Raw genomic sequence first — 15922 nt, forward strand, 5'->3', positions numbered from 1 at the left:
CGTCGCTTACACGTAGAACGATTTCAGCGGCGGGAAGCCATTGAACTCTACGGCGCTGTAACTGGTGGTGTACGCACCGGTCGACAGCCAGTACAGGCGATCACCGATCGCCAGGTTCAGCGGCAGGCCGTACTTGTAGTTTTCGTACATGATGTCGGCGCTGTCGCAGGTCGGGCCGGCGATGACCACTTCTTCCATCTCGCCTTTTTTCTCGGTCCAGATCGGGAACTTGATCGCTTCGTCCATGGTTTCGATCAGGCCGGAGAACTTGCCCACATCGGTATAAACCCAGCGCTCGACGGCGGTACGGGACTTACGTGCAACCAGTACCACTTCGCTGACCAGGATACCGGCGTTGGCGATCAGCGAACGGCCCGGCTCCAGAATGATTTCCGGCAGGTCATCACCGAAGTCTTCCTTCAGGAAGCGGATGATCTCTTCGGCGTAGGTTTCCAGGCTGTTGGTGCGGGTGATGTAGTTGGCCGGGAAGCCGCCGCCCATGTTGATCAGCTTGAGATGGATGCCGTCTTCTTCTTTCAGGCGCTCGAAGATCACTTTTACCTTGGCGATCGCCGCGTCCCAGACGCTGATGTCGCGCTGTTGCGAGCCGACGTGGAACGAGATGCCGTAAGGCACCAGGCCCAGGTCGCGGGCGAGGATCAGCAGGTCCATGGCCATGTCGGTCTGGCAGCCGAATTTGCGCGACAGTGGCCAGTCAGCCGTGGTCGAGCCTTCGGTCAGGATGCGCACGTAGATTTTCGAGCCCGGCGCAGCCTTGGCGATGTTGCGCAGGTCGGCTTCGGAGTCGGTGGAGAACAGACGCACGCCCTTCTCGTAGAAGTAGCGGATGTCCTTGGATTTCTTGATGGTGTTGCCGTAGCTGATGCGGTCCGGGCTGACGCCACGGCCCAGCACTTTGTCCAGCTCATAGATCGAGGCGATGTCGAAGCTCGAACCTTTCTCTTTGAGCAGGTCGATGATCTCGACGGCCGGGTTGGCCTTGACCGCGTAGTAGACCTTGGCGAATTCGAAACCGGCGCGCAGGTCATCGTAGGCCTGGGCGATCATCGCGGTGTCGATCACCACGAACGGGGTTTCCTGTTTGTCGGCGAACGCCTTCATTTTGTCAAAAGTGGCGCGCGCGAAATAGTCTTCGACCTGGATCGACATGCTGGGAGCTCCTATGGGCAAACTCGTAAAAACAATGGGTGCAAATGAACGCCCTCCGTATCCCCACTTTGGTTCGCCTACTTCCCAAGGCATGTCGCCGAAAGCAAAAAGGCCATGGGTCGTTGCCCTTGGCCTTGCTGTCTCGTCGTCAGTACTTGAGCCGGATGGATCGTTTCCAGCATGGACGTTCGGCGCGAACTTTAGGGCGTGAGGGGCCTGAGATCAACTAAAAATGTCGCGTTTTTGCACGCTTCTGACGTGCGTCGCGGATATCACTCTTTGTAGCCGACCGAGATGACGGTCAGATGTTCCGCAATAATTTTCAGGTGTTAAAAATACCTGCACGTTCGAAGCTGATGTGTGCCAACTCTCCGGTAAGTGCGATCACTTCAACATCGGCGACGTTGGCAGCGAGAAGGGAAGTTGAGAGGGAAGTTGCTGGTTTGGGCTGACATCTTCGGCCGGGCTCAGCCTTCTGATGTGTTGATATTTCTTGCCGGCTCATCGTCGGCAAAAAAATCACGGCTTTCATGTTCCGGCGGTCGAAAAAAAGGCTTGTGAACAGCACTTTTGCTTTTGATCAGGCAGCCGCCTCGGCTGGCGACACAATATTGGTCTTCATTCCGCGTGAACGACCTGAACTCAGTTACGCCGCAATCGATTCCTGGGTGACCTCGCCGAGCATCATTCGCTTGGCACTCAATCGCAATCTGGCTATAGCCCAGCCTGTTTTGATTTCGAAAAGATATGGCTGGCCTTTTACCTACTGTCAGTTCTGACAGGTGCTTAATTTCTGAATTGTTATTAAGGTGATTGCACAGTCGTCGTGCTGGATTTATTTGGATGCCATTCCGAAAGATGAGCTTGAAGGTGCACGTTTTTGCACGGTAGAAGTTCAATCTTTGATGTGGCTTATAGCTTTGTGGAGGCAGGGAAAATGAACAGGCTATTAGTGTGGATAGTTGTTTTGTTGCTTTCTGGATGTGTGACTCATGATCTTGCTCCGAATGTTACGACCGACAAAAATTCGCAAACTGTGCAGTCCGCAAGTGCGGGAGCAACACAGTCCTATACTGGGCCTGAGACAGCGGATTATTTAACGCAGTACTACAATAATGTTGCTATCTCTATGTGCCGGGCCAACCCCAGAGCACCGAAGTTCCTGTGCAGCGGTGTAATGCTGCGAGCGACACAGCATTCTACTGCCTTCCATTTTTGGGATCCGAACCCAAACTCCACGGGTGTTTCCTTTTCCTGGCTGAGCAAAGAAGCCAAGTTCAAAAAGTTGGTATTCGGCTACAACAACGGTTTTATTTTCAATCCTTACTTTTATAAGCCTACCGGAAAGATTGAGCCGGAAGTTCTGTGTTTTTTTCCAGTAGATGGCGCAACAACCTCGCGAACCAATAGTGGTTGCGGAGAAACCCCTGGCGTCCCCAGCAGTTCTCCATGTCAGGCGCAGAACATTAATACGGCTGCGCAATATATCGTCCACTACAACGGCCAGCCGAACAAGTACGGATACCTGTGCGGATTTGATGTTCGCGATGTTCTGAATGAAAAGGCCACCGAAGCATTCAATGAGGCGATCAAGGCTCAAGGGCAAGGGGGGACGTTTGCTTTCAATACACAAAACGAGTTCAGACTGGAAAACTGGGGGCAGGGCAAAGGCGCGGTATTGCCGATCATGGCCGTTTTCTACCTCAACGATACCGGCAAGGTCGATGCGCAATACGACCAACGGGATTTCAAGACGCAAACCGGAATCTGGGTACCGATGATACGTATGACGCTTCCACAGGTTCAAACGAACGACGCGAAGTTTGAATTCATCCCCGCCGATCAGGCCATTTCCTCCTGAACAAAAAAGGGCGGTGCTTACCCACAAGCACCGCCCTTTTTTACAGCCCGTTCTTCACGCCACCGCAACTTCCGCCGGCGACACGATGCTGGTTTTGCCCCCACGGGACTTGCCGGAGCTCAAATACTCGGCAATCGACTCCTGAGTCACCTCCCCAAGAAACACCCGCTCGGCATCCATCACTGGCAGCCACGCCCGATTGAACTCGTACATGCGCGACAACAGGATGCGCAGGTGTTCGTCATAGGCCGCAGTGGCATTGAATTCGCGCAGGAACTGCGCGCAGGTGCCGGTCTGGCGGTGCAAGTCGCGACGTCGTACATACCCCAGTGCCTTGTTCTCGGCACAGGTGACCACCACATAGCGACGGTCATGTTCGTCCATCAATTCCAGCGCATCGGCCACCGGGGTTTCCGGGCTGACCGACGGCGCGTTGTCTGCCGCATCTTCGGCCTTCACCAGCAGCAGGCGTTTGAGCGTGCTGTCCTGGCCGACGAAGTTGCTGACAAAGTCGTCGGCCGGATGAGCGAGCAGTGTGTCTGGGTGGTCGATCTGCAACAGCTTGCCGGCGCGGAAGATTGCGATCTTGTCGCCGAGCTTGATCGCTTCATCGATGTCGTGGCTGACCATGATCACGGTCTTGTTCAGCGCGCGCTGCATTTCGAAGAACTCGTTCTGGATCATCTCGCGGTTGATCGGGTCGACCGCACCGAACGGTTCGTCCATCAGCAACAGCGGTGCATCCGCTGCCAGTGCACGGATCACGCCGATCCGTTGCTGCTGGCCGCCGGACAATTCACGCGGATAACGATGCAGATATTGCTTGGGCTCAAGCTTGATCATGCTCATCAGTTCGCGGGCGCGGTCGTGGCATTTCTGTTTGTCCCAGCCGAGCAGTTTCGGCACCACCACGATGTTCTCTTCGATGGTCATGTTCGGGAACAGACCGATCTGCTGGATCACGTAGCCGATGTTGCGACGCAGGGTCACTTCGTCGAGGTCGGTGGTGTCTTCGCCGTTGATCAGGATCTTGCCGGAGGTCGGCTTGATCAGGCGGTTGATCATTTTCAGCGTGGTGCTTTTGCCACAGCCCGATGGCCCGAGGAATACGCAGATTTCGCCTTCATTGACGGTCAGGCTCACCGAGTCCACGGCTTTCACATCTTTGCCGTTGCTTTGGAAGGTCTTGCTGAGGTTTTGAAGTTCGATCATTTGAGTAATCCTTTTGGAGTCAAAGAGCGTTGCAGCCACTGCAAAAACAGGTCGGCGAAGATCGCCAGGAGACTGACCAGCAGCGCGCCGACGATCAGCATCGACATGTCGCTGCGGCTGATGGAGGCGAGGATCAACACGCCAAGACCGCCGGCGCCGATGGTTGCGGCGATGGTCATCACGCCGATGTTCATCACCACGGCGGTGCGCACGCCGGCGAGGATCACCGGCACTGCAATCGGCAACTCGACCATGCGCAGGCGCTGGCCGAAGGTCATGCCAATGCCGCGTGCGGCTTCGCGGATGCCCGGCTCGACACCGGTCAGGGCGAGGTAGGTGTTGCGCATGATCGGCAGCAGTGAATAAAGGAACACGGCGGTGATCGCCGGCATCGGGCCGAGGCCCTGGCCGAATTTCGAGTAGAACGGCAGCAGCAGGCCGAACAACGCAATCGACGGCACGGTCAGCAGCACCGTGGCGCTGGCCTGCAAGGGACCGGCGAGGCTCGGGAAACGCGTCATCAGAATGCCCAGCGGCACGCCGATGAGAATCGCAAGGCTGACGGCGATGCCGACCAGCGTGATGTGCTGCCAGGTCAGGTGCATCACCTGCTGCCAGTCAAGGTGGGAAAAGGCGTTCAGGAATTCCATGACTTTTCCTCCTTTAGTTCAATGGATGCTGGCGCAGGAAATCGGCAGCGACTTTCGACGGGCTCTCGTGATCAACGTCGACCCGCGCGTTGAGCTGGCGCATGGTTTCGTCGTCGAACAATTCGGCCAGCGGCTTGAGTTGCTCCGCCAGTTGCGGGTGGGCGTCGAGGTAGGCCTGACGCACGACTGGCGCAGCGGTGTAGTCCGGAAAGTAATGCTTGTCGTCTTCCAGCAGCTTCAGCCCGAACGCGTTGAGGCGACCGTCGGTGGTGTAGACCAGACCGGCGAACACTTGCCCGTTGCGCAGTGCGGTGTAGACCAGCCCCGCGTCCATCTGCCGGATGTTCTGGCGGGTCAGGTTCATGTCGTACAGCTTGACCATGCCGTCCAGACCGTCGGAGCGGTTGGCGAACTCGGTGTCCAGCGCGACCAGGTGATTGGTTTTGGCTTCAGTACGCAAAACATCGTTCAGCTGACTGATGTTGCTGATCTGCGGATATTGCTCAGCGACCTTTTTTGGCAGGGCGAGGGCGTAGGTGTTGCTGAATTTCGACGGCGTGAGCCAGACCAGGCCTTTTTTCGCGTCGAGTTCTTTCACTCGGGCGTAGGACTGTTCGCTGTCGAGTTTTTCGGTGACATGGTTGTAGGCCACCAGCGACACGCCGGTGTATTCCCAGAGCATGTCCAGTTGCCCGCTTTCGTGGGCGCTGCGGGCCAGGTTGCTGCCCAGACCACCGGTGATCTGCGCGTCGTAACCTTTGCTGCGCAGGTATTGGGCGGTGATTTCCGCGAGCAGGGTCTGCTCGGTGAATACCCGGGCGCCGAGGCGAATGAGCGGCTTGTCCGCCGCCTGGGCAAATCCTGCGAACAGCAGGGCGCAGCCTAGAATCAAGCTAAGTCGTTTCATGAATATTCCTTTGCCGAAGCCTTAAGACGGGCGCAAACCGCGTTCCAGCCAGAGACGGCTGGCGAGGGTGACCACGCCATCGAGCAGCAGGGCCAGCAGCGCGGTGCACGCGGCGCCGAGCAGCAGTTGCGGCTGATTGTTCAGGGCGATGCCGGGGAAAATCAGGCTGCCGAGGCTGTTGGCGCCGATCAGGAAGGCCAGCGGCGCAGTACCGACGTTGATCGCCAGCGCCACGCGCACACCGCCGACGATGATCGGCACGGCGTTGGGCAATTCGACCTGCCACAGCACCTGGCGCGGAGTCATGCCGATGCCGACGGCGGCTTCTTTCAGCGAACCCTGGACGTTTTTCAGGCCTTCGTAGGTGTTGCGCACAATCGGCAAAAGCGAGGCGAGGAACAGGGCGAAGATCGCCGGTCCGCTGCCGATGCCGAGAACCCCCAGGGCAATCGCGAGTACGGCCAGTGGTGGCACGGTGTTACCGATGTTGAAGATCTGCATGAAGCGTTCGGCGCGGCCGACCATGGTCGGGCGGCTCAGGAAGATACCGGCGGGGATGCCCACGACAAGGGCGGCCAGCATTGAAGCGAGGACGAGAATCAGATGAGCTTGCAGGTAAAACAACAAATCGTCGCGGTAGTGTTCGATCGTGTTGATGCCGATCCAGTGGACCAGCAGGGCCAGGAGCGCGATCACCACCGCACCTCCCATCAGCCCTTTGCCATAGCGGATAGCCACAGGCGGACTCCTTTTTTATAGTCGGCGAACGCCGTCCCGAGTGGCATGCCATGCCTGGCTGCCGGGAAAATAACGTTCGCGAGAAGCAGCTCCCCCAGCACCGGCAACAGCGGTCTGAAAGCGAGCCATGAGCGCAGCCTCGTCAGGCTAACTTGCTGATTTTTCAGCCCCTGACGAAAAGTCGTAACAGGGGATGGACGTCTCCGTGCTTTAAAAGGTTCCCATCCACGGCAGCATTTGGCCACCCTTAATGTGCTCAACGGTTCGGTTATTGCGTTGACTTGGGCTATAATCGCGGCCCTTTTTTGAATCACCGCCAGGCGATTTCCCATGACCAACCAGGCCGCCGAAGTCGCGAAACGCCGCACTTTCGCCATTATTTCCCACCCCGATGCCGGTAAAACCACCATCACCGAAAAGCTCTTGCTGATGGGCAAGGCGATTGCGGTGGCCGGTACGGTGAAATCCCGTAAATCCGACCGCCACGCGACATCCGACTGGATGGAGATGGAAAAGCAGCGGGGCATCTCGATTACCACGTCGGTCATGCAGTTCCCGTATCGCGAACACATGATCAACCTGCTCGACACCCCGGGCCACGAAGACTTCTCCGAAGATACTTACCGCACCCTGACGGCGGTGGACTCGGCCTTGATGGTCCTCGACGGCGGTAAAGGTGTAGAGCCACGTACCATCGCGCTGATGGACGTCTGCCGTCTGCGTGACACGCCGATCGTCAGCTTCATCAACAAACTCGACCGTGACATCCGCGACCCGATCGAACTGCTCGACGAAATCGAAGCCGTCCTGAAGATCAAGGCTGCGCCGATCACCTGGCCGATCGGTTGCTACCGCGACTTCAAGGGTGTGTATCACCTCGCCGACGACTACATCATCGTCTACACCGCCGGTCACGGTCACGAACGCACCGAAACCAAGATCATCGAGAAGCTTGACTCCGACGAAGCCCGCGCACACCTGGGCGACGAGTACGATCGTTTCCTCGAACAGCTGGAACTGGTGCAGGGCGCCTGCCACGAGTTCAACCAGCAGGAGTTCCTCGACGGTCAGCTGACCCCGGTGTTCTTCGGTACCGCACTGGGCAACTTCGGTGTCGACCATGTTCTCGACGCCGTGGTCGACTGGGCACCGCGTCCGCTGGCCCGTGTGGCCAACGAGCGCACCGTGGAGCCGGTGGAAGAGAAGTTCTCGGGCTTCATCTTCAAGATCCAGGCGAACATGGACCCGAAACACCGCGACCGTATCGCCTTCATGCGTATCTGCTCCGGCAAGTACGAGAAAGGCATGAAGATGCGCCACGTGCGCACAGGCAAGGACGTGCGCATCGGCGACGCCCTGACGTTCTTCTCCTCCGAGCGTGAGCAACTGGAAGAGGCGTACGCCGGCGACATCATCGGTCTGCACAACCACGGCACGATCCAGATCGGCGATACCTTCAGCGAAGGCGAAAGCCTGGGCTTCACCGGTATCCCGCACTTCGCCCCGGAACTGTTCCGCCGCGTACGCCTGCGCGATCCGCTGAAATCCAAGCAATTGCGCCAGGGCCTGCAACAGCTGGCCGAAGAAGGCGCGACCCAGGTGTTCTTCCCGGAGCGCAGCAACGACATCATCCTCGGCGCCGTCGGTGTGCTGCAGTTCGATGTGGTCGCCAGCCGCCTGAAAGAGGAATACAAGGTCGAGTGCTCCTACGAGCCGATCACCGTGTACTCCGCGCGCTGGATCGAATGCGGCGACAAGAAGAAGCTGGAGGAATTCTCCAACAAGGCTGTGGAAAACCTGGCACTGGACGGCGGCGGTCACCTGACCTACCTCGCTCCGACCCGCGTCAACCTGGCCCTGATGGAAGAGCGCTGGCCGGACGTGAAATTCCGTGCGACGCGTGAGCATCACTAAGCGCTGATTGGCGACACCCGAAAGCCCACTGATAAAACAGTGGGCTTTTTTTTGCCTGTTGATTGAGTATGGGCGGGTCCATTTGATCCGGGTGCGAACCTGCGGCGAAGAATGATCAAGGAGGGATCAAGGTAATGACCGGTCGGTTGATTCATCTGCTGCGACTCGACGGTTACTTCAGCACCATGGCCTGGGTGCTGGCAGCGCTGTTGTTCATCAATCGCCTGAGCAGCATGGTCAAGCTGTTCATGGCGCTGTATCTGCGTCAGGAACTGGGCTTCGCCATCGAGACCGTTGGCTGGCTGTTGGCGGCGTACGGCGGCGGGCTGTTGATCGGTTCGATGCTGGGCGGCTTGCTCAGTGACCATGTCCGCACCGCTCGGCTGACGGCGGCGCTGTTCTTCGTTTCAGCGTGGGTGCTGCTCGGGCTCGGGCTGGTCACGCAGGTGCCGTTGCTGGCCGGGCTGCTGTTGCTCAGCGGTACGATCGACGGCGCGATCCGTACGCTGCATCAACGCTTGATCATGGAGTATTGCGAGGTTGCGCAGCGCCCACGGGCGCAGGCCTTGAGCCGTATCGCGCGAAACCTCGGGATGGCCGCCGCCGGTATCGCGGGCGGTGTGCTGGCGCAGACGGATTTTCGCTGGGTGTTCTTCATCAGTGCGGCGCTGACGCTGGTGGCGTTGCTCTGGTTTGTCCGCACCACCTGGCGACGACCGATTCTTGTCCCGCAAGAAACACCTGAGGCGCAGACCGGCTCCGGCCTGCCGTATCGCGACAAGCCATTCCTCTGGCTGCTGGCGGCGACCGTCCTGCTCGGCATGGCGTTCGACACGGTCTACAGCACGCTCGGCAACTACCTGCGCGATTACTATCGCTTGAGTACCGAGGCCATTGGCTGGCAGTTCGCAATCAACGCAGTCCTTGTCGTGGTGTTGCAGATTCCAATCTCGCATTGGGGCGAACGCTGGGGCTCGCGCTGGCCGTTGATTGCCGGCTGCATACTGCTGGCGGTCGGGCTCGGCATGTTGCCGCTGGGTTCCGGTTTGTTTTATGCCTGTCTGTCGACGGTGGTCTGGACCCTCGGTGAAGCGCTGTTCATGCCGCCGCTGAACGTGCTGGTCATGCAGCATGCGCAAACCGGAAAGAGCGGTCAGTACTTCGGTCTGTTTTTCATGGCCTGGAGTGCGAGCGCGCTGCTGTCACCGGTGCTGAGCGGTCAGCTTTACGGGCAGTTCGGTGGTCACAGCGTCTGGGTGGCCAGTGCGGCGCTGGCGCTGATGTCCGTCCCGTTGGTGTATCTGGCGACCCGTTTGCGGGTGACGGGCAAGCAGCCCTTGCAAACCCGCAAGGCCGCCTCGCTTAGCTGATCCGGTTATGGAGGTTATTCGAAAGCGGTCTGTCCACCCGCAGCAATTATGGGCATTGGTTAGCGTCCTATCTGGTGAACCCGGCTGATCGGAACTAGATTTTATTCAGCGCCGGATCGGCACTCTGGCTTCAATCACGAAAGGATGGAAACGCTCATGAGCATTTTTCAACGCATAGTGTTGTTGCTTAAGGTTTTGGTGATGCTGACGCTCGGCACCACGGCGGCATGGGCGAGTACTGGCGGCCCACCGCAAGGTTTTAACGCGACCCATGGCCACGCCGCGGTGATCATGCTCGCCAAGTCCGAGTCCGAACCGGGTGATCAGGATCAGGGCGGCAGCAAGGACGATGACGACTCGACCACCGACGAGCCGGATACCGATGATCCGGATGATGGCGACAGCCAGACGTAGATTGCAGACAAAAGAAAACCCCTTCTTCCCCGACTGATGCGCAATCGAAGAAGAAGAGGTTTGGTCAACGCTTGAACGACCCGCCCCGGCAACAGGGCGGGTTTTTTATGCCGCGCCGTCGAGGAACTGCTCGGCGTAGTGGCACGCTACCTGACGGGTGTCGAGCTGGCGCAGGGCCGGCTCTTCTGCGCTGCAACGTTCGGTCGCGTACGGGCAGCGCTTGTGGAACGCGCAACCCGGTGGCGGGTTCAGCGGGTTTGGCAACTCGCCGACGATTTTGATTTTCGGCTTGTCCGGATCCGGATGGATGGTCGGAGTCGCCGATAGCAGCGCCTGGGTGTACGGATGCAGAGGACGGGCGTAGATGTCATCCTTCGGACCGATTTCCACCGGGCGGCCGAGGTACATCACCATCACGTCATCGGCCACGTGCTGCACCACCGCCAGGTTGTGCGAGATGAACACGTAACCGGTGTTGAACTCCTGCTGCATGTCCATGAACAGGTTCAGCACCTGCGCCTGGATCGATACGTCCAGCGCCGAAGTCGGTTCGTCCGCCACCAGCACTTTCGGTTGCAGCATCATCGCTCGGGCCAGCGCGATACGCTGACGCTGACCGCCGGAGAACATGTGCGGATAGCGCTGATAGTGCTCGGGACGCAAGCCGACCTGCTTCATCATCGCCTGGACTTTCTCGCGACGTTCGGCGGCCGACAGGTTGGTGTTGATCAGCAGCGGCTCGGCCAGTTGATCACCGATCTTCTGCCGTGGGTTCAACGAGGCGTACGGGCTCTGGAACACCATCTGCACGTCTTTGCGCAGTTGCTTGCGCTGGGCCTTGTCGGCCCCGGCCACTTCCTGGCCGGCGATTTTCAGGGAACCGGACGACGGCTCCTCGATCAGGGTCAGGGCACGGGCCAGGGTGGATTTGCCGCAGCCCGATTCGCCCACAACGGCGAGGGTCTTGCCGGCTTCCAGTTCGAACGACACACCGTTGAGGGCGCGTACGGTCGCGTGGCCCTTGAACAGGCCACGGGAGACTTCGTAGTGACGGGTCAGGTCGCGGGCGGTAAGTACGACGGCCATTACGCCACCTCCTGGTTCAACGGGTAGAAGCAGCGGGCGAGGCTGTGGCTTTTCGGGTCAAGGGTCGGACGCTGCGCGCGGCAGCTGTCCTGCACGTACGGGCAGCGCGGCGACAGCAGGCAGCCTTGCGGACGGTCGTAACGGCCGGGAACGATGCCCGGCAGGGTGGCCAGACGCTCGGCACCCTGGCTGTGTTCCGGAATCGCCTTGAGCAGCGCTTCGCTGTACGGGTGGGCCGGGATGTCGAACAGTTGCGGCACCTGACCGACTTCAACGGCTTGACCGGCGTACATCACGCACACGCGCTGGGCTGTTTCAGCCACGACGGCGAGGTCGTGGGTGATCAGCACCAGGCCCATGTTCTGCTCTTTCTGCAACGCCAGCAGCAGGTCCATGATCTGCGCCTGAATCGTCACGTCGAGTGCGGTGGTCGGTTCGTCCGCGATCAGCAGTTTCGGCTCGCCGGCAATGGCCATGGCAATCGCCACACGTTGGCTCATGCCGCCGGACAGTTGGTGCGGATAGGCGTCCATGCGGCTGGAGGCACCCGGGATTTCAACCTTTTCCAGCAGTTCGATGGCGCGCTTGCGGGCGGCCTTACCGGACATTTTCAGGTGCAGGCGCAGCACTTCTTCGATCTGGAAACCGACGGTGTAGCTCGGGTTGAGCGCGGTCATCGGGTCCTGGAACACCATGGACAGGTCTTTGCCGACGATCTGCCGACGCTGGCGATTGCTCAGCTTGAGCATGTCTTTGCCGTCGAAACTCAGGGAGTCGGCAGTCACGATCCCCGGGTGCTCGATCAGGCCCATCAGCGCCATCATGGTCACGGACTTGCCGGAACCCGATTCGCCCACGATGGCCAGGACTTCGCCCTTGTCCACTTTGAGGTCGAGGCCGTCGACCACCGGTGTGGCGTTCTTGTCGCCGAAGCGTACGTTGAGATTCTTGATTTCTAACAGTGACATGGGAATCTCCTCAGGCGGCGTTCTTGAGTTTCGGGTCCAGCGCATCGCGCAGGCCGTCGCCCATCAAGTTGATTGCCAGCACGCTGAGCAAAATGGTCAAACCAGGCAGACTCACGACCCACCAGGCGCGTTCGATGTAGTCGCGGGCCGAAGCCAGCATGGTGCCCCACTCAGGGGTTGGCGGCTGTACGCCGAGGCCGAGGAAGCCCAGGGCGGCGGCGTCGAGGATCGCCGAGGAGAAGCTCAGGGTTGCCTGAACGATCAGCGGTGCCATGCAGTTCGGCAGCACGGTGATGAACATCAGGCGTGGCAGGCTGGCACCGGCCAGGCGTGCGGCGGTCACGTAGTCGCGGTTCAGTTCGCCCATCACCGCAGCACGGGTCAGGCGCACGTAGGACGGCAGCGAAACCACGGCGATGGCGATCACGGTGTTGATCAGGCCAGGGCCGAGGATGGCGACGATCGCCACGGCCAGCAGCAGCGACGGCAGGGCCAGCATGATGTCCATCAGACGCATGATGGTCGGACCGAGGATCTTCGGGAAGAAACCGGCCAGCAGGCCCATGAAGATACCCGGGATCAGCGACATCACCACCGAGGACAGACCGATCAGCAGCGACAGGCGCGAACCCTGGATCAGGCGGGACAGCAAGTCGCGTCCCAGTTCGTCGGTGCCGAGGATGAACTGCCATTGCCCACCTTCCAGCCACACCGGCGGGGTGAGCAGGAAGTCACGGTATTGCTCGCTCGGATTGTGCGGCGCGACCCAGGGGGCAAAGATCGCGCAGAACACGATCAGGGTGAAGAACGCCAGACCGGCGACGGCGCCCTTGTTCTTGGCGAATGCTTGCCAGAACTCCTTGTACGGCGACGGATACAGCAGGCTTTGATCCACGTTCGAGGTGGCGGTGGCTACTGAGGATGTTGGAGTGCTCATGGGTATTGACCTCAGCGCTGGTGACGAATGCGTGGGTTGGCAAAGCCGTAGAGGATGTCCACCACGAAGTTGACCAGAATCACAATGCAGGCAATCAGCAAGATGCCGTTTTGCACGACCGGATAGTCCCGGGCGCCAATGGCTTCGATCAGCCATTTGCCGATGCCGGGCCAGGAGAAGATGGTTTCGGTCAGGACGGCGCCGGCCAGCAGGGTGCCGACTTGCAGGCCGACCACGGTCAGCACCGGGATCAACGCGTTGCGCAGGCCGTGGACGAACACCACGCGTGCTGGCGACAGGCCTTTGGCACGGGCGGTACGGATGTAGTCTTCGCGCAGCACTTCGAGCATCGAGGAACGGGTCATCCGGGCGATCACCGCCAGCGGAATGGTGCCCAGCACAATGGCGGGCAGGATCAGGTGATGCAGGTAGTCGAGCAGGGCGCCCGGTTCATCGCTGAGCCAGGTATCGATCAGCATGAAGTGCGTTTTGCGCTCAACGTCGATCAACAGGTCGTTCTGCCCGGAAACCGGCGTCCAGCCCAGGCTGACCGAGAAAAACATGATGAGAATCAGGCCCCACCAGAAGATGGGCATCGAGTATCCCGTGAGGGATATGCCCATTACTCCATGATCGAACAGGGACCCTCGCTTCAGGGCGGCAATGACGCCGGCCAGCAGCCCGAAGACACCGGCGAACAGCAGGGCAGCCATCGACAGTTCAAAGGTGGCCGGGAACAGTTGCGTGAACTCGGTCCAGACGCTTTCACGGGTACGCAGGGATTCGCCGAGGTCGCCGTGGGCAAGCTTGCCGATGTAATCCAGGTATTGGGCATACAGCGGCTTGTTCAGACCGAGGCGTTCCATTGCCTGAGCGTGCATTTCGGGATCGACCCGACGTTCGCCCATCATCACTTCCACGGGATCGCCGGGGATCATGCGAATCAACGCGAAAGTCAGCAAGGTGATGCCGAAAAACGTGGGGATCAACAACCCCAGTCGGCGGGCAATAAAACTTAACATCTTGTGTGGTACCTCATCGGCCGGTTAGGCGTGCCCGGCGACCCTGGGGTCAGGGAGGCCGGGAGTTTCTTATCTACTTCACCTGGGTGGTGGCGAAGTTATTGGTTGTCAGAGGGCTGATGTGATAACCCTCAACGTTGTTGCGCATTGCAGTGAACATCCGGGTGTGGGCCATGCTGATCCACGGCTGGTCCTGATTGAAGATGGCCTGGGCTTCTTCGTACAGTTTGGCGCGTTCGGCCGGATCTACTTTAGCCCGTGCTTCGTCGAGCAGGGTCTGGAATTTCTCGTTGCACCAGCGAGCGTAGTTTTCGCCGTTCTTGGCGGCTTCGCAACTGAGCATAGGCGTCAGGAAGTTATCCGGGTCGCCGTTGTCGCCCGCCCATCCGGCCGAAACCATATCGTGTTCGCCGGCTTTGGCGCGTTTGAGCATTTCGCCCCATTCCATCACGCGGATGTCGATCTTGATCCCGACTTTCGCCAGGTCAGCCTGCATCATTTGCGCGCCCAGCATCGGGTTCGGGTTGGTCGGGCCGCCGCCGTTGCGGGTGAACAGGGTGAACACGGTGCCTTCCGGCACGCCGGCTTCCTTGAGCAGTTTGCGCGCTGCATCGAGGTCACGTGGCGGGTTCTTCAGGTCGTGGTTGTAGCCCAGCAGGGTCGGCGGGTACGGGTTGACCGCGACCGACGCATTGCCCTTGCCGAACAGCGCGTTGACATAGGCTTCCTTGTCGAAGGCGATGTCGATCGCTTTACGCACCCGCACGTCGCTGATGTATTTGTGCTGGGTGTTCATGGCGATGTAGGAGACGGTCATCGCGTCCATTTCATCGACTTTCAGCTTGTCGTCTTTCTTGATGCTCGGGATGTCGTCCGGCTTCGGATACAGCGCGACCTGGCACTCGTTGGCCTTGAGTTTCTGCAGGCGAACGTTGTTGTCGGTGGCGATGGCCAGAATCAGGGCATCAGCCGGCGGCTTGCCACGGAAATAGTCCGGGTTGGCCTTGAAGCGAACCTGGGCGTCCTTGTTGTAGCGCTGGAAGACGAACGGGCCAGTGCCGACCGGCTTGTTGTTCAGGTCGCCGGTCTTGTTGGCCTTGAGCAACTGGTCGGCGTATTCGGCCGGGTAGATCGAGGAGAACGCCATGGCGATGTCGGCCAGGAACGGCGCTTCGCGGCGGGTCAGGGTGAACTTGACCGTGTTGTCGTCGACTTTCTCGACGCTCTTCAGCAGTTCCTTGAAGCCCATGCTTTCAAAGTACGGGAAGCCCACGCTCGACAGCTTGTGCCACGGATGATTCGGGTCCAGCTGACGCTGGAAGCTCCAGACCACGTCGTCGGCGTTCATGTCGCGAGTCGGCTTGAAGTATTCGGTGGTGTGGAACTTGACGCCTTTGCGCAGGTGGAACGTGTAGGTCAGGCCGTCGTCGCTGATGTCCCAGGACTCGGCAAGCGCCGGGATCACTTCAGTGGTGCCTGGCTTGAAGTCGGCCAGACGGTTGAAGATGGTTTCGGCCACCGCGTCGGCAGTGACTGCAGTCGTGTACTGGACCATATCGAAGCCTTCCGGGCTGGCTTCGGTGCAGACCACCAAGGGTTTGGCCGAGACGCCGACAGCGACACTCAGCAACGCGGCAGCGATGGCCGCACGTAGGGGAAGCATTTTCATCAAG

Annotated in this window: 15 protein-coding genes and 1 pseudogene; 4 read left to right on the forward strand and 12 right to left on the reverse strand. The window is 59.5% G+C overall.

The window, feature by feature from the left end; translation table 11 throughout:
• Positions 1-6: 6 nt before the first annotated feature.
• From AC3WRD_RS05510 to AC3WRD_RS05520, 3 genes and pseudogenes are all read right to left on the reverse strand, one after another.
• Positions 7-1170 (reverse strand): type III PLP-dependent enzyme, encoded by a 1164-nt coding sequence (locus tag AC3WRD_RS05510; protein ID WP_102619415.1) that lies wholly within the window; start codon positions 1168-1170, stop codon positions 7-9.
• Between the two features lie 322 nt (positions 1171-1492).
• Positions 1493-1702 carry a hypothetical protein gene (locus AC3WRD_RS05515; protein ID WP_146013073.1) on the reverse strand — a complete coding sequence of 70 codons (210 nt, stop codon included), beginning with the start codon at positions 1700-1702 and terminating at the stop codon, positions 1493-1495.
• A gap of 48 nt (positions 1703-1750) precedes the next feature.
• Positions 1751-1855 (reverse strand): annotated as a pseudogene (locus tag AC3WRD_RS05520) (hypothetical protein); the annotation flags it as partial.
• Between the two features lie 252 nt (positions 1856-2107).
• Here AC3WRD_RS05520 and AC3WRD_RS05525 point away from each other — a divergent pair.
• Complete coding sequence (locus tag AC3WRD_RS05525; RefSeq protein ID WP_102619416.1) at positions 2108-3031, forward strand: hypothetical protein; 924 nt, start codon at positions 2108-2110, stop codon at positions 3029-3031.
• Positions 3032-3085: 54 nt separating this feature from the next.
• On the opposite strand, the gene AC3WRD_RS05530 is transcribed toward AC3WRD_RS05525, so the two are convergent.
• Genes AC3WRD_RS05530 through AC3WRD_RS05545 form a run of 4 tightly spaced genes read right to left on the reverse strand, consistent with a single transcriptional unit; the run spans position 3086 to position 6511 of the window.
• Complete coding sequence (locus AC3WRD_RS05530; protein ID WP_102619417.1) at positions 3086-4243, reverse strand: osmoprotectant ABC transporter ATP-binding protein OsmV; 1158 nt, start codon at positions 4241-4243, stop codon at positions 3086-3088.
• On the reverse strand, positions 4240-4893 hold the full coding sequence (locus AC3WRD_RS05535) for an ABC transporter permease (protein WP_085729571.1): 654 nt from the start codon (positions 4891-4893) through the stop codon (positions 4240-4242). Before AC3WRD_RS05535 ends, AC3WRD_RS05530 begins: the two co-directional genes overlap by 4 nt.
• 13 nt (positions 4894-4906) lie before the next feature.
• A complete protein-coding gene (locus AC3WRD_RS05540; protein ID WP_102619418.1) occupies positions 4907-5800 on the reverse strand; it encodes a glycine betaine ABC transporter substrate-binding protein in 894 nt (297 codons plus the stop codon).
• A 21-nt stretch (positions 5801-5821) separates the two neighbouring features.
• A complete protein-coding gene (locus AC3WRD_RS05545) occupies positions 5822-6511 on the reverse strand; it encodes an ABC transporter permease (RefSeq protein WP_173861319.1) in 690 nt (229 codons plus the stop codon).
• A 357-nt stretch (positions 6512-6868) separates the two neighbouring features.
• On the opposite strand from AC3WRD_RS05545, the gene AC3WRD_RS05550 reads away from it, so the two are divergent.
• The 3 genes from AC3WRD_RS05550 (at position 6869) to AC3WRD_RS05560 (ending at position 10236) form a co-directional block, all read left to right on the forward strand.
• Entirely contained in the window at positions 6869-8452 is a 1584-nt protein-coding gene (locus AC3WRD_RS05550; RefSeq protein ID WP_096818886.1) for a peptide chain release factor 3, read from the forward strand.
• Positions 8453-8586: 134 nt separating this feature from the next.
• Positions 8587-9822 (forward strand): MFS transporter, encoded by a 1236-nt coding sequence (locus AC3WRD_RS05555; RefSeq protein WP_102619420.1) that lies wholly within the window; start codon positions 8587-8589, stop codon positions 9820-9822.
• A gap of 156 nt (positions 9823-9978) precedes the next feature.
• Entirely contained in the window at positions 9979-10236 is a 258-nt protein-coding gene (locus AC3WRD_RS05560) for a hypothetical protein (RefSeq protein ID WP_096818890.1), read from the forward strand.
• Positions 10237-10341: 105 nt separating this feature from the next.
• Here the strand turns inward: AC3WRD_RS05560 and AC3WRD_RS05565 are convergent, their stop codons facing one another.
• From AC3WRD_RS05565 to AC3WRD_RS05585, 5 genes are all read right to left on the reverse strand, one after another.
• The gene (locus AC3WRD_RS05565) at positions 10342-11322 is read right to left on the reverse strand and encodes a peptide ABC transporter ATP-binding protein (RefSeq protein WP_096818892.1); all 981 of its coding nucleotides are present in this window, start codon (positions 11320-11322) and stop codon (positions 10342-10344) included.
• Positions 11322-12290 (reverse strand): ABC transporter ATP-binding protein, encoded by a 969-nt coding sequence (locus tag AC3WRD_RS05570; RefSeq protein WP_085711820.1) that lies wholly within the window; start codon positions 12288-12290, stop codon positions 11322-11324. Before AC3WRD_RS05570 ends, AC3WRD_RS05565 begins: the two co-directional genes overlap by 1 nt.
• 10 nt (positions 12291-12300) lie before the next feature.
• Positions 12301-13227 (reverse strand): ABC transporter permease subunit, encoded by a 927-nt coding sequence (locus AC3WRD_RS05575; RefSeq protein WP_096818895.1) that lies wholly within the window; start codon positions 13225-13227, stop codon positions 12301-12303.
• 11 nt (positions 13228-13238) lie between these two features.
• Positions 13239-14249 (reverse strand): ABC transporter permease subunit, encoded by a 1011-nt coding sequence (locus tag AC3WRD_RS05580; protein ID WP_096818896.1) that lies wholly within the window; start codon positions 14247-14249, stop codon positions 13239-13241.
• Between the two features lie 73 nt (positions 14250-14322).
• Positions 14323-15918 carry an ABC transporter substrate-binding protein gene (locus AC3WRD_RS05585; RefSeq protein WP_102619421.1) on the reverse strand — a complete coding sequence of 532 codons (1596 nt, stop codon included), beginning with the start codon at positions 15916-15918 and terminating at the stop codon, positions 14323-14325.
• Positions 15919-15922 lie beyond the last annotated feature (4 nt).

The organism is Pseudomonas sp. FW215-R2 (assembly GCF_058789255.1).

Bases quoted from the DNA above. Each gene is read 5' to 3' on its own strand.
- AC3WRD_RS05510 (WP_102619415.1), bottom strand. From the start codon at position 1,170: ATGTCGATCCAGGTCGAAGACTATTTCGCGCGCGCCACTTTTGACAAA.
- AC3WRD_RS05515 (WP_146013073.1), bottom strand. From the start codon at position 1,702: ATGAAAGCCGTGATTTTTTTGCCGACGATGAGCCGGCAAGAAATATCA.
- AC3WRD_RS05525 (WP_102619416.1), top strand. From the start codon at position 2,108: ATGAACAGGCTATTAGTGTGGATAGTTGTTTTGTTGCTTTCTGGATGT.
- AC3WRD_RS05530 (WP_102619417.1), bottom strand. From the start codon at position 4,243: ATGATCGAACTTCAAAACCTCAGCAAGACCTTCCAAAGCAACGGCAAA.
- AC3WRD_RS05535 (WP_085729571.1), bottom strand. From the start codon at position 4,893: ATGGAATTCCTGAACGCCTTTTCCCACCTTGACTGGCAGCAGGTGATG.
- AC3WRD_RS05540 (WP_102619418.1), bottom strand. From the start codon at position 5,800: ATGAAACGACTTAGCTTGATTCTAGGCTGCGCCCTGCTGTTCGCAGGA.
- AC3WRD_RS05545 (WP_173861319.1), bottom strand. From the start codon at position 6,511: ATGGGAGGTGCGGTGGTGATCGCGCTCCTGGCCCTGCTGGTCCACTGG.
- AC3WRD_RS05550 (WP_096818886.1), top strand. From the start codon at position 6,869: ATGACCAACCAGGCCGCCGAAGTCGCGAAACGCCGCACTTTCGCCATT.
- AC3WRD_RS05555 (WP_102619420.1), top strand. From the start codon at position 8,587: ATGACCGGTCGGTTGATTCATCTGCTGCGACTCGACGGTTACTTCAGC.
- AC3WRD_RS05560 (WP_096818890.1), top strand. From the start codon at position 9,979: ATGAGCATTTTTCAACGCATAGTGTTGTTGCTTAAGGTTTTGGTGATG.
- AC3WRD_RS05565 (WP_096818892.1), bottom strand. From the start codon at position 11,322: ATGGCCGTCGTACTTACCGCCCGCGACCTGACCCGTCACTACGAAGTC.
- AC3WRD_RS05570 (WP_085711820.1), bottom strand. From the start codon at position 12,290: ATGTCACTGTTAGAAATCAAGAATCTCAACGTACGCTTCGGCGACAAG.
- AC3WRD_RS05575 (WP_096818895.1), bottom strand. From the start codon at position 13,227: ATGAGCACTCCAACATCCTCAGTAGCCACCGCCACCTCGAACGTGGAT.
- AC3WRD_RS05580 (WP_096818896.1), bottom strand. From the start codon at position 14,249: ATGTTAAGTTTTATTGCCCGCCGACTGGGGTTGTTGATCCCCACGTTT.
- AC3WRD_RS05585 (WP_102619421.1), bottom strand. From the start codon at position 15,918: ATGAAAATGCTTCCCCTACGTGCGGCCATCGCTGCCGCGTTGCTGAGT.